This is a genomic window from Algoriphagus yeomjeoni (assembly GCF_003259505.1).
In the GTDB taxonomy this organism is placed as follows: Bacteria; Bacteroidota; Bacteroidia; order Cytophagales; family Cyclobacteriaceae; genus Algoriphagus; species Algoriphagus yeomjeoni.
In genome coordinates this window covers 31,529-44,000 of record NZ_QLLK01000019.1, presented here as the reverse complement: position 1 = coordinate 44,000, position 12,472 = coordinate 31,529, and the positions used below count along the sequence as shown (strand labels likewise).

General features: G+C 39.7%; 13 protein-coding genes. 10 read left to right on the top strand and 3 right to left on the bottom strand.

Going from position 1 to position 12,472, the window contains the following annotated elements; translation table 11 throughout:
* The 3 genes from LV83_RS21560 to LV83_RS20450 form a co-directional block, all read right to left on the bottom strand.
* Positions 1-195: IS1/IS1595 family N-terminal zinc-binding domain-containing protein (locus LV83_RS21560; protein ID WP_449353829.1), on the bottom strand; the 195-nt coding region annotated here is incomplete at its 3' end.
* 302 nt (positions 196-497) lie between these two features.
* Positions 498-1,772 (bottom strand): serine--tRNA ligase, encoded by a 1,275-nt coding sequence (gene serS / locus LV83_RS20455; protein ID WP_111613429.1) that lies wholly within the window; start codon positions 1,770-1,772, stop codon positions 498-500.
* 39 nt (positions 1,773-1,811) lie between these two features.
* The gene (locus LV83_RS20450) at positions 1,812-2,579 is read right to left on the bottom strand and encodes a hypothetical protein (RefSeq protein WP_111613428.1); all 768 of its coding nucleotides are present in this window, start codon (positions 2,577-2,579) and stop codon (positions 1,812-1,814) included.
* Between the two features lie 74 nt (positions 2,580-2,653).
* On the opposite strand from LV83_RS20450, the gene LV83_RS20445 reads away from it, so the two are divergent.
* The 10 genes from LV83_RS20445 (at position 2,654) to trxA (ending at position 12,405) form a co-directional block, all read left to right on the top strand.
* A complete protein-coding gene (locus LV83_RS20445) occupies positions 2,654-3,631 on the top strand; it encodes an isopenicillin N synthase family dioxygenase (protein ID WP_111613427.1) in 978 nt (325 codons plus the stop codon).
* A gap of 3 nt (positions 3,632-3,634) precedes the next feature.
* Complete coding sequence (gene chrA, locus LV83_RS20440) at positions 3,635-4,834, top strand: chromate efflux transporter (protein WP_111613426.1); 1,200 nt, start codon at positions 3,635-3,637, stop codon at positions 4,832-4,834.
* Positions 4,835-4,926: 92 nt separating this feature from the next.
* The gene (locus tag LV83_RS20435) at positions 4,927-5,592 is read left to right on the top strand and encodes a CBS domain-containing protein (RefSeq protein ID WP_111613425.1); all 666 of its coding nucleotides are present in this window, start codon (positions 4,927-4,929) and stop codon (positions 5,590-5,592) included.
* A 3-nt stretch (positions 5,593-5,595) separates the two neighbouring features.
* The gene (locus LV83_RS20430; RefSeq protein ID WP_111613424.1) at positions 5,596-6,471 is read left to right on the top strand and encodes an NAD kinase; all 876 of its coding nucleotides are present in this window, start codon (positions 5,596-5,598) and stop codon (positions 6,469-6,471) included.
* 104 nt (positions 6,472-6,575) lie between these two features.
* Positions 6,576-7,325 (top strand): type IX secretion system protein PorG, encoded by a 750-nt coding sequence (gene porG / locus LV83_RS20425; RefSeq protein ID WP_111613423.1) that lies wholly within the window; start codon positions 6,576-6,578, stop codon positions 7,323-7,325.
* A 35-nt stretch (positions 7,326-7,360) separates the two neighbouring features.
* Complete coding sequence (locus LV83_RS20420; RefSeq protein ID WP_111613422.1) at positions 7,361-8,146, top strand: isoprenyl transferase; 786 nt, start codon at positions 7,361-7,363, stop codon at positions 8,144-8,146.
* Positions 8,147-8,153: 7 nt separating this feature from the next.
* Positions 8,154-10,850, top strand: a complete 2,697-nt coding sequence (locus LV83_RS20415; RefSeq protein ID WP_111613421.1) for a BamA/OMP85 family outer membrane protein — start codon at positions 8,154-8,156, stop codon at positions 10,848-10,850.
* 92 nt (positions 10,851-10,942) lie between these two features.
* Positions 10,943-11,473 (top strand): OmpH family outer membrane protein, encoded by a 531-nt coding sequence (locus LV83_RS20410; protein WP_111613420.1) that lies wholly within the window; start codon positions 10,943-10,945, stop codon positions 11,471-11,473.
* A gap of 14 nt (positions 11,474-11,487) precedes the next feature.
* The gene (locus tag LV83_RS20405) at positions 11,488-12,033 is read left to right on the top strand and encodes an OmpH family outer membrane protein (RefSeq protein WP_111613419.1); all 546 of its coding nucleotides are present in this window, start codon (positions 11,488-11,490) and stop codon (positions 12,031-12,033) included.
* Between the two features lie 66 nt (positions 12,034-12,099).
* Positions 12,100-12,405 carry a thioredoxin gene (gene trxA, locus LV83_RS20400; protein WP_111613418.1) on the top strand — a complete coding sequence of 102 codons (306 nt, stop codon included), beginning with the start codon at positions 12,100-12,102 and terminating at the stop codon, positions 12,403-12,405.
* Positions 12,406-12,472 lie beyond the last annotated feature (67 nt).

The window sequence follows — 12,472 nt, the reverse complement described above, 5'->3', positions numbered from 1 at the left end:
TTGAAGAGTATCTTTTGAAAGACCACTTTCACGACATAGAATCTTAAAAGTCTGCCGCTCAAGAACCCATTTTTTAAACCATACAAAACGGTTCCGAAGTGTCTGTTCTTTAGAGTTACGGGTGAAGAAAAGACCACAGTTTTTACATTTAAATCGCTGTTTTCCTGCCTGCTTCCCCCAGCGAATAACCTCCAAATTCCCGCAAGCCCAACATCTGTTTTTTTTGAGTTTTCATAGTACAAAAAAAGTTTACTGAAACCAGTTTCAGTAAACCTCTTGTATTTACCTGATAATCATTGATGTTATAAGGTTTTTACCAACTATTTTTCAGTATTATGCCTTTTTTATCATGGTTTATATTCTAAAAACGAAAAATAAGCTGGATAAGCGTTTGAGCCAGTCTCCATTAAATTCACAACTTTCTATAACAAATATGCAGTCGGGAGACTGCATTTAGAATGGTCCAAGTCGAAAGACTTGAACCAGCCATGCATTACTTACGAAATCTTATCAAATCCCAAATAAGGATGCAACACTTTCGGCATATTGATTCCTTCTGAAGTTTGATTATTTTCCAAGATGGAAGCTACAATTCTAGGTAACGCCAAAGCAGATCCATTTAAAGAGTGTGCTAACTGAGTTTTCTTATCGGCTCCTTTGAATCTCAGCTTCAGACGATTAGACTGATAAGTTTCAAAGTTAGAAACAGAACTTACTTCCAACCATCGCTCCTGCGCCGCAGAATATACTTCCATATCATAGGTAAGCGCAGAAGTGAAACCCATATCACCTCCACAAAGTCTCAAAACGCGATACGGCAATTCCAGCTTTTGCAAAAGACCTTGCACATACCTGCTCATATCTTCCAATGTCTCATAGGATTTATCAGGATGTGTGATCTGCACGATCTCCACTTTGTCAAACTGATGAAGTCTATTCAAGCCTCTCACATGAGCTCCCCAGCTACCAGCTTCTCTTCTGAAACACGGTGAATGCCCCACATTTTTGATTGGCAATTCGCTTTCAGAAAGAATCACATCACGGTAAATATTCGTGATTGGAACCTCTCCCGTCGGGATCAAATACAAATTATCAGCATCGGCAAAATACATCTGCCCTTCCTTATCCGGAAGCTGACCCGTACCAAAGCCTGAGTCTTCATTGACCAAAATCGGCGGCTGAATCTCCTCATATCCCTGTGCCAATGCTTCATCCAAAAAGAAATTGATCAGCGCTCGTTGAAGTCTTGCCCCTTTGCCTTTGTAGACAGGAAAACCTGCTCCAGTTATCTTGTTGCCGAGATCAAAATCAATGATGTCGTACTTTTTGATCAAGTCCCAGTGAGGAAGCCTGCCTTCATAAAGCGTAGGAATTGCTCCATTCTCCAATACAACTTCATTGTCCTCAGCTGATTTCCCAGCAGGAACTGAAGTATGAGGAACATTAGGAACGGTATAAAGTAAAGCGATCAAATCAGCTTCAGCTTTTGAATTTTGATCTTCAAGATCTTTGATCTGAATCTTCAGCTCAGCAGTTTTCTCTTTGATTTTAACTGCTTCTTCAGCTTTTCCCTCACGCATCAATGCCCCAATTTCTTTCGAAATCGCATTGGATTCGCTTTGTATCTGATCACGCTCTGCTTGGGTGGACTTTCTCAATTCATCCAACTCAACTGCCTGATTCAGTACAGCTTCTGCATTTGGGAAATTTCTTTTTTGAAGACCGGCTAGAACACCGGCATAGTTTTCTCGAATTTGATTAACTAAAAGCATCTTAAAATCTTTGAAATTGAAGCTTCAAAGATAAGCATGTTAGCGAACAATGATGTCTTTACTCACACTTGAAAATGGCCCATCAAGCTCTTTTCCATTTGAGCGAAGTAATTGCACTTTCACCTGATAAGTACCTGAAGGGAGATTTTCTATTCTTACAGGAGCCATGTGATCAATCTCATAGCTTAGGTCATTTAACTGAATAGCGACCTTCAGTCCGTCAAGTTTCATATCTCCACCAATAACCAGAAAATCAATAACTACTTCACTACCAGCCTGGTAAACCTGATCTGATCTAGGGTAATTCAATGCCAAATAAGGCTCAGCTGAATATGGAAAAGGTCTAGAGTCTCCAACTTGAAAATCTCTATCTACATAATTCCCGAAATTTTTCAATGCAAGACCTTCTTCATCCACCAAGTATGCGACCACACGGTAACTTCCTTCTGTAAGATCTCTTTGAAAAATAGGAGAATAAAACCCAACGGGATCGCCTCCATTTAAAATATTGAACAACTTAAACTCCTTCGTTTCATTTAAATCAAAAGGGAAGTTTTTGACATTAAATTCGAAAGGCACTTTTCCAGGCTTAAAAATCTGATTTCCTAAAGGTGTGTATAATTCAAGAATGGCATCTGGATAGGCCGCTTGGTCTTCGTATTGAAAGAATTTTACCTGAGGAGTAGTCACCTCGTCAGCACCTTGGCTTGTCGGCAGTTCTACTACTTCCTCATTAACTCTCTCTTTCTCGGAAGAACAAGCTGAGAAAAGACAAATGAATGAGAGTAAAGTCAGGATTTTATTCATACAGCGTGTAAATTGAGATTAAAGATATTTAATTTTGAAGATAAATTAGACGTTGAACTATAATACATAAGCATATGGACATCCTATTTGATGAGATACCAAGTTTAGATTTAGCTGATTTTACGACTGGCACGCCAGCTCAAAAAGCGGCATTTGTACAAAAGCTCGGTGAAGCTTACCAAAACATTGGCTTTGTAGCTATTAAGAACCATGGCTTATCTCAAGATCTACAAGATAGACTTTACGGATCTATCAAAGACTTCTTCAAACTTCCAGACGACATTAAAGCCAAGTATGAGAAACCGGAAATCGGATTTCAACGAGGCTATACAGGTAAGGGAAAAGAGCACGCTAAAGGCAGAAATACCGGAGACTTAAAGGAATTTTACCATGTAGGGCAAGAACTCAGCCGAATTCCTGACACCGACCCTATCAAATCTGAATATCCTCCAAACATCTGGCCTAGCGAGCTTCCTGAGTTTCAAAATGATGCAAATGAAGCCTATCGCACGCTTGAAAGTGCTGGAAAATCCATGCTTCAGGCAATTGCACTTTCATTGGACTTAGACGAAAATTACTTTGAAGACAAAGTCGCTTACGGAAATTCAATTCTGAGGCAAATCCATTATTTCCCTATTGAAAACCCTGATGAAGTACCAGCTGATGCTGTACGAGCAGCCGAACATGGAGACATCAACTTGATCACTTTATTGATGGGAGCAAGTGCGGATGGGCTTCAGGTGAAGCGTATGGATGGCAAGTGGATTCCAATCACAGCACTGCCTGACCAACTAGTAGTAAACGTTGGAGATATGCTGGAGCGGTTGACCAACAAGAAATTGAAATCTACCATCCACCGAGTAGTTAATCCACCACGAGAAAAAATGAATACAAGCAGGTATTCCATACCATTCTTTATGCACCCGCGATCAGAAATGGATCTTACTTGTTTGGAAAGCTGCGTAAATGCCGAACGTCCAAAACAGTTTGATGACGCGACTGCCGGAGAATTCTTGGAAGAAAGACTGCGCGAACTTGGACTGAGAAAATAAGGGATGTCGGTAAAGAAAGTTCGATACTATTTATTTTTGAAAGATACTATCACGCTTTCTCTTACGGCCTTTGGTGGACCTCAGGCTTTTCTTGCGATGCTACTTGAGCGTATGGTCAAGCGAAGAGCCTACATTCTGGAAGATGAGCTTTGGGAGCTAAACGCCTTGTGCAATATGCTGCCTGGCCCATCTTCCACTCAGTTGGTTTGTGCGATTGCCTACCGTGTTGGCGGTCCCAATCTAGCCTATCTAGCGCTGCTGGTTTGGATTTTACCGGCCACCCTTCTCATGATTTTTGCAGCAATGCTTATATATTTTCTTCAGGAAAATACCCCTGGGGCATTGAATTTTGCACGGTTTATTCAGCCTATGGCAATAGGGTTTATCATTTTTGCTGCGCAAAAAATAATTGGAAAAACAATAAAGACTACCGAAGCAATGGTGCTGGTTCTGATTTCAGCTTTCGTTTCATTCTTCTATAGTTCTCCCTACATTTTCCCTGTTCTGTTAATTATTGGAGGTCTAAGCACTTCTATAAAGTATAAGCAACAACCCAAGTTGGAGAAAGACGCTCCACTGAAAATTGAATGGGCTAATTTCTACCTGTGGGCTGGAGTCTTAATTGTTGCCGCTGGACTAGGTGCTATCACAAAATATCAACCCTTGATACTTTTCGAGAATTTCTATAGAAATGGAAGTTTGATCTTTGGAGGAGGCCAAGTGCTTGTACCTTATTTATACACAGAATTTGTTGATTTCAAACACTTCCTTAGTTCCGAGGAATTCCTTACAGGGTATGCCATTTCCCAAGGAATACCAGGACCGACGTTCAGTATTTCATCTTATGTCGGTGCTTTGTCAATGAAGGAATTTGGGACTCCTGGCTTTTTTATGGGAGGATTTATTGCGGCCGCTGGAATTTTCCTTCCGGGGATTTTCCTCATATTCTTTGTCATCAGATTTTGGGACCAGTTGAAAAAATACCGTCCAGTAAGAGCAGCACTGGAGGGAATAAACGCTGTTTCATGTGGAATGCTGATCGCAGCAGCCTACTTACTTTTTGAGCCTCTGGAGGCAAATGGACTGAATATTATTTTTATTCTTGCCACATATGTTTTGCTTCAATTCACTAAAATCTCATCGCCAGTTATCATTGCTGGAGGGGTTTTATTAGGGATTATTTACAATTATTTTCTTCTGTAACAGTGGAGAAAAGACTGGTTATTTCCTCAAAAAGGAACAAGAATAGGTGTTCGGTCGTTTTATAATCTAAATTCATTCCCTATCTTTCTTCTATGCACGCCTACGAATACATCAACAATCTGATCCCACCATTGAAGCTTTCTGACAAAACAGGAATGGCATTAGCATGGATGGAAGAAATCAGAACTGACGTACTTCCCATTATAGATAAAGGGATTTTTCTGGGCCTGATAAAAGAAGAAACCATTTTTGAAGTTAATAACCCGGAAACCTTAATCGCTGACATTCAGCCTTCCAATCCGCATTGCTGGGTTTATTCTGATAAACACATTTATGATGTACTGCGTGTCAGCTCAGAGCAAAACTCAAATATTGTAGCCGTTTTAGACAGAGAGTCAAATTACTTGGGAATTGTAACTATGGAAGATTCTATTTCTGCATTCGCAGATAGCCTTTCCATCAAATCACAAGGAAGTGTAGTAATCCTGTCACTTGCAATGACTGATTATAGTCTTGCTGAGATTTCTCGAATTATCGAATCTGAAAACACGAAAATCCTGAGTTCTTTTATCACGACTGATCCTTTAGATGATAGCAAAATTAAGCTCACGTTGAAACTAGATCAAACAGAGCTGAGACATATTAAGGCAACGCTTGAGCGATTTGGATATAAAATTATCGATCATTATCAGGAAGAATCTGGCGTAAGCAGCGAAGAAGACAGAATCGGTAACTTGTTAAGATTTTTAGATATTTAGGACATGAAAGTCGCCCTTCATGGCTTAGCTCTGAAAGCAGAATTATTTTCAGACGTTCAGTCACTTTTCAACGAACTCACCAAGCATCAATTCGAAATATTCGCCACCGAGCAATTTGACCGGCAACTGCGCATGCATGGTAATAAAGCATTGAATTATTGGGTCCTTGAAAGCCGCGAAGATATTGCGGCTATGGATTTTATGATTTCAATAGGTGGAGACGGCACTTTGCTTGATGCTGTTACCCAAGTTGGAGATCTTGAAGTCCCTATTTTAGGATTGAATACTGGCAGACTTGGCTTTTTGGCAACCGTAGCAACAGAGAAAATCTCTGATGCCATAGCAGATTTAGCTGCAGATAATTTCCAGTTGGAAACCAGAACCTTGATCTCCCTTGAGAGTCATCGGAAGTTATTTAATGGCTTAAATTTTGGCTTAAATGAATTTACCATTCATAAGCGGGACACCTCATCCATGATTACAGTTCATACGTATATTGATGGGAAGTATTTGAACAGTTATTGGGCGGATGGTCTGATAGTCTCTACTCCTACAGGATCTACTGGCTACTCACTAAGTTGCGGAGGGCCATTAATTTCACCTGAAGCAAAAAACCTAGTCATTACTCCAGTGAGTCCTCATAATCTAAATGTACGCCCCATCATTGTTTCTGATGAAAGTGAGATCAGTTTTGAAATAGAGGGAAGGGCCGAAAAATTCTTAATATCTTTGGACTCACGATCAACGTCAATCTCCTCGGAAGTGAAGCTTAGTGTGAAGAAGGAAAAGTTTTCAGCAAAATTGGTAAAGTTGCCTCATTATCATTTCTTTGACACATTAAGACAAAAGCTCAATTGGGGTTTTGACATGAGAAATTGAATCATTGTCTTTAAGACTTAGCCAATTTGAGCTTAACAATTATTAACCCGCTAAATACTGAGATGCGTTTTTTAAACGTTAGGTACTTCATATCTTGCAGCGTCTTGAAAAAAGTCAATTTTCAGATTATCAGTTACTTAGTTTTGTTTCTGCTATTTTCTTTTGGTTTTTCCCAAAAATCTATAGCTCAGAAATACGATATAGGTGGTGGAATTGGAGTAGCCGCATATAGTGGTGATATCATTCGGAAAATAGACCCAGGTCAATTAGGACTTCAAGGCACGTTGTTTGGCAAGAGAAATTTTGACAATGTGTGGTCATTGAGAGTTGCAGCGAGCGCGGCATTTCTTAATGCTGCAGATAGTATCAAACCTATTGATCGATTGGCAGAGGTCAGAGATGGAAGGTTTAGAGCTGGAGTATTGGAAGCTTCTGCAGTTTTGGAATTTAATTTCCTCGACTACTTAAGAACCAATTCAGAATTCCGCTTTTCTCCCTACGCCTTCTTTGGTATCGGATATGCTTACGCTTTCGCAAAAGGCAACACATATGCCTTTAATGTCTCATCAAAATATAATGTCGGAACTGTGGTTATCCCTTTTGGAGGGGGAATCAAATACAAATTAAATGACCGATGGACATTAGCAGCGGAATTAGGCTTTCGGCCAACTTTAACAGATTACTTAGACAAAATAGATAGTACAGAGCCAGTAATTCCTAGGTTTCCGGATCCCAATAATCCTGATGGCCCTTACGGAATCAATTTTGGCAATGCCTATGATAAGGATTGGTACTACTTCTTAGGCGTAACAATTAGCTATACTATCACGACTACCAAATGCTACGCATATTAATAAATCGCGCCCTAGGGCTAATATTTGGAAAAGAAATGGCATTTTTGTACCTCCAAAAAAGTAAGGAACCGGAGACGGCTGGAATGAAGGAAGTATCTGAAAATAACAACATCCCAAAGCATATTGCTATTATCATGGACGGCAATGGACGCTGGGCCACGAAAAAGGGCGCTATGCGGATATTTGGGCATAAAAATGCCACTAAGGCAGTTCGGGAAGCAATAGAAGGAGCAGATAGTTTGGGGGTTAAATACCTGACTTTATTCTCATTCTCTACAGAGAATTGGTCCAGACCAAAAGCTGAAGTCGATGGACTGATGGAGCTATTGGTAAAGACCATGTCCGATGAGATCCCTATGCTGATGAATGGCAACTTCAAATTAGAAAGTATTGGAGATGTAGATAGTTTACCACCATCAGCACATAAAACGCTGATGAGAGTAAAGGAAATCACCTCTAAAAATACGGGTCTCAAAGTGATCTTGGCATTAAGCTATAGTGGTCACTGGGAGCTCACTCATGCAGCCAAACACATTGCTCAAAAAGTCTCAGAAGGAAAATTGAATGTCGAGGACATTACTCAAAAAGTAATGGCTGAGCATTTGGAAACAACCGCCTATCCTGATCCAGAATTAATGATCAGAACTAGCGGGGAATACCGAATAAGCAATTTTCTACTTTGGCAATTGGCCTATACGGAGTTATACTTCACTCCTGTACTATGGCCGGATTTTAGAAGAGAGCATCTATTTGCTGCAGTCTCCGATTTCCAATCACGGGAAAGGAGATTTGGCAAAACGGGTGAGCAAGTTAAATCTTAAGTAATTCATGAAAAAAAGTTTACTGATTCTGTTTTGTCTGGTTTGGGCAAGTTCAGCAATGGCGCAAATACGTTTGGGCCAAAGTCGCTATGCCACAAGCAAGCCAATCGATATTTTGGAGCTGAATTACGCTAAGCCTCAAACCTATAGAATCGCAGAAATAAAAGCTGTGGGTCTTACCACTTTGGACGAGATCGCCATTCTTTCCTTATCCGGACTGAAAGTAGACGATGAAATCGAGGTGCCTGGAGACGCAATTTCTAATGCTCTTAAAAAGCTCTGGGGTCAAGGGATCATTGGAGATGTTAAAATCTTGGTGACCAAAATAGAAGGTGATGATATTTCATTACTCCTTGATTTGACTGAGCGCCCAAGATTCTCTAGAGTGGAGTTCACGGGGATGAACAAAACTCAGGAAAGTGAATTACGTGACAAAGTAAATATACGAGGTCGAGTAGTTAGAGACGATGTGTTGAATAACGCCAAAAGAAATATTGAAAAATATTATCTGGATAAAGGTTTCATGAATGCGGATGTTAAAATCAAGCAAGAGCGGGACACTACGCTACCCAATTCAGTAAAGTTAATATTTGATGTTGAGCAAAATTCTAAAGTTAGAATCAATGCAATTGAATTCTATGGTAATGAGGAACTGAATGATACTAAACTCAAAAAGAAGCTTAAGAAAACCAAGGAACACGCACGAGTAAGTGTCTTCAAAGATGGATATTCCCGATTAACAAATGCTTCAGCAGAAGACATTAAGAATACTATCCTTTACACAGATTCTGTGTCTCAAGACGATGTAAAAGAGTACATCAACAAAAACTTCAAACTCAACTTTTTTAACGGATCAAAGTACATCCCTAAGGAATACAGAAACGATAAAGATAATGTCATTAATTTCTATCAAAGTAGAGGATATCGAGATGCTAAAATCGTAGCAGATTCCATTTATAACTTTGGGGAAGATAAAATCAACATTGACATCGCATTAGAAGAAGGTAAAAAATACTACTACAGAAATATCACATTTAACGGCAACTTCATTCACCCAGACCCAGTCCTTTTAGCTAAGCTAGGCATTCAAAAAGGTGATGTTTACGATAAGGAAAAGCTTGATAAAAGACTGAATTACGATCCAACTAAAGGTGATGACGTAAGTTCACTCTACCAAAATGACGGTTATCTTTTCTTCCAGATTGACCCAGTTGAAGTGAATGTTTTTGAAGACTCCATTGATTTGGAAATGAGAATCTTTGAGGGACCTCAAGTAACTGTAAATTCTGTAAACATCAGTGGAAATGAGCGAACGTCTGATCACGTAGTTATGCGTGAAATTAGAATTCTCCCGGGTCAAAAATTCAATAGAGAGCTTTTAGTACGTACGATTCGTGAACTTTCTACCCTAGGTTATTTTGACCCAGAGAAAATCAATCCGGATCTAAGACCTAATTTCGAAGCGGCTACGGTTGATATTACTTTTGAACTAGAAGAAAGACCAAATGACCAGATTGAGCTTTCAGGTGGATGGGGCGGCTTCTACGGTTTCGTAGGTACGGTAGGACTTTCGTTTAACAACTTCTCGATTAGAAACATAAAAGATTTCTCAAAGTGGGATCCGCTTCCAGTAGGCGACGGTCAAAAGCTATCGCTAAGAGTGCAAGCAAACGGTCGTTCTTTCCAGAATTACTCAGTTTCTTTGACTGAACCTTGGTTTGGAGGTAAAAAGCCGAATGCATTAAGTTTCTCATTCAACCACTCCGTTCAGCGCCAAGTTGATTTCTTCAATCAGGCAAGCTTTGGGGACGAATTAGGCTTCTTTAAAATCACGGGTGTAACGTTGGGACTTGCTAAGCGAGTGACATGGCCTGATGATAACTTTAGTATAAGTAATTCCTTGCAGTTCCAAGTTTATGAATTTGATCAGTTCGGTACATCATTCGGCTTGAGCTATCCTACTGGTACGTCTAACAGTATCACCTGGAATACTACCATAGCAAGGTATAACTTAGATAATCCAACTTATCCTAGATTCGGATCTAATATTATCCTTTCGACTGCTTTCACCCCTCCGTATTCTTCTTTAAACAAGAATGTAGATGAAGAATCTACAGACCAGGAAAAATATAAATGGCTGGAATATCACAAATGGATGTTTGATGCTTCTGTCTATACGCCTCTATTTGGTTCAAACAAATTAGTAGCAAGTGCAAGAGCTCACATGGGCTTTCTCGGATCATACAGCCAAAAGATTGGAGTTATTCCACTGGAAAGATTCGTGATGGGTGGAAATGGTATGTCTATGAACAACTTTGCATTGGGACAAGAAATCATCGGTCTACGTGGCTATGAGGATCAATCAATCACTCCAGGTAGAGATAGTAGAGGGACAGCTAATCCAGAACCTTACGGAGGAATTGTATATAATAAATATGTGATGGAAGTCAGATACTTGATCTCACCTAACCCATCAGCTACCATTTTCGTTCTTGGATTTGCTGAGGCAGGAAATAACTGGGGTTCATATAAGGACTTCAATCCATACGATCTGAAGAAATCGGCAGGTATAGGTGCAAGAATCTTTATGCCAGCGTTTGGTCTATTAGGTATTGACTGGGGATACGGCTTCGATGCCATTCCAGGAACTACTGAGAGAAGTGGCTCACAATTCCACTTTACAATTGGTCAGCAGATTAGATAAGTATGGATTTAGGGAGGGGAATAGTTAATTTATGTAAAAATTGACGCTCTTAGGATTTGATAAATTTAGGTCATTGTAAATTTCCCAAACTCATGAATAAACCACTGAAAATTGTATTTTTGCTGCTTCTAATGCTTCAAGCAGCTCCTTTAGTAGCACAAAAGCTTGGATACATTGATACGGAATATATTCTAAACAAGCATCCTGATTACAAAGTAATCCAGCAAGAGCTTGAAAACATCAGTGCTGAATGGAAGAAAGAGGCACAAAATTTGGATAAAGAGATCAAAGAACTTTCTGTACAGCTCAAAGCTGAGGAAGTTTTACTCACAGAAGAAATGTACCAGCAACGGCTGGAAGACATAAAGTTGAAACAAAAAGAATCCCAAGAATTCAATAGTAGAATTTTCGGTATTGATGGTCAATACTTCCAAAAGCAAGCGGAATTAATGCAACCACTACAATCCAAAATTTATGATGCTATAGAACGGGTTTCTAGAAGAAACAATCTGGGAATGTTATACGATAAAGCAGCTGCACCATCGGCTATTATCTGGACAGATCCTAGACATGATTATTCGGAATTCGTTTTAGAAGAATTGGGAATAGAAGACAACAAATAAATAGAAACACAGAAATGATGAAAGTAAAAGTTATCCTTTCCGCAGTAGCATTGCTTTGCGTAGGATTCGCAGCTCAGGCTCAAGAAGTAAAGATTGGTTATACCAACGTAGAATTTATTATGGATTTGATGCCGGAAATGGAGCAGATTGCTGCTGATATCAAAGACTATGAAACTCAGCTTCAAACCACAATGCAGTTAAAAGGTGAAGATTTCCAGCGCCAAGTCGCTGCTTATCAGCAAGCAGCTCAATCAATGACTGAAGAAGCGAGAGCTGCTAAGGAAAAAGAATTAACAGATTTACAAGGCACTTTGCAGAAAATGGAATCTGATTCTCAAATCAGCTACCAGAGAAAATTAGGTGAGCTTCTTTCCCCTGTTCAGACTAAGGTAGTCAATGCAATCAATGCTGTTGCCGCTGAAAATAATTACACGCATATTTTCGCTGAATCAGCTGGACAAGCTCCTATCCTTCTTTACACTAAAGAAGAAGATAAATTCACAGAGCTAGTTTTGACTAAATTAGGTCTTGAAATGCCAGCAGCTCCAGCAGCAAATTAATTAACCACTAGTAAATTAGAAGCCGCTAACTCGAAAACGAGTTAGCGGCTTCTTCGTTTTTAAGCTATGCCAAAAAAGAATCCTAAGGATATCATCATTAAAAGCCAAGAAGCTGTTCTTGTAGATTTCTATGCGGACTGGTGCGGTCCATGTCAGACGATGGATCCAATCATTGACGAAGTCTTAACTGACTTTGGAGGGAAAATCAAGTTGCTAAAAATCAACATTGATAAAAGCCCTCAGCTAGCTCAACAGTTCGCTGTGCGATCTATTCCTAATTACATTCTCTTCAAAAAAGGAAAGATCCTTTGGAGAAAGGGTGGCTTGATTACCAAGAGGGATTTGCTTCAGGGGTTAAAAGGGTTTGTATGAAATAAAGTAATGCTGGCTTCTGGAAAAATTGAACGGCCTTTTTACCTGAGAATCGCGATTGCTAAAG

What these genes read in the sequence shown, in the direction of transcription:
- serS (WP_111613429.1), bottom strand. Translation starts at nt 1,772, where the DNA reads ATGCTTTTAGTTAATCAAATTCGAGAAAACTATGCCGGTGTTCTAGCC.
- LV83_RS20450 (WP_111613428.1), bottom strand. Translation starts at nt 2,579, where the DNA reads ATGAATAAAATCCTGACTTTACTCTCATTCATTTGTCTTTTCTCAGCT.
- LV83_RS20445 (WP_111613427.1), top strand. Translation starts at nt 2,654, where the DNA reads ATGGACATCCTATTTGATGAGATACCAAGTTTAGATTTAGCTGATTTT.
- chrA (WP_111613426.1), top strand. Translation starts at nt 3,635, where the DNA reads ATGTCGGTAAAGAAAGTTCGATACTATTTATTTTTGAAAGATACTATC.
- LV83_RS20435 (WP_111613425.1), top strand. Translation starts at nt 4,927, where the DNA reads ATGCACGCCTACGAATACATCAACAATCTGATCCCACCATTGAAGCTT.
- LV83_RS20430 (WP_111613424.1), top strand. Translation starts at nt 5,596, where the DNA reads ATGAAAGTCGCCCTTCATGGCTTAGCTCTGAAAGCAGAATTATTTTCA.
- LV83_RS20420 (WP_111613422.1), top strand. Translation starts at nt 7,361, where the DNA reads ATGGCATTTTTGTACCTCCAAAAAAGTAAGGAACCGGAGACGGCTGGA.
- LV83_RS20415 (WP_111613421.1), top strand. Translation starts at nt 8,154, where the DNA reads ATGAAAAAAAGTTTACTGATTCTGTTTTGTCTGGTTTGGGCAAGTTCA.
- LV83_RS20410 (WP_111613420.1), top strand. Translation starts at nt 10,943, where the DNA reads ATGAATAAACCACTGAAAATTGTATTTTTGCTGCTTCTAATGCTTCAA.
- LV83_RS20405 (WP_111613419.1), top strand. Translation starts at nt 11,488, where the DNA reads ATGATGAAAGTAAAAGTTATCCTTTCCGCAGTAGCATTGCTTTGCGTA.
- trxA (WP_111613418.1), top strand. Translation starts at nt 12,100, where the DNA reads ATGCCAAAAAAGAATCCTAAGGATATCATCATTAAAAGCCAAGAAGCT.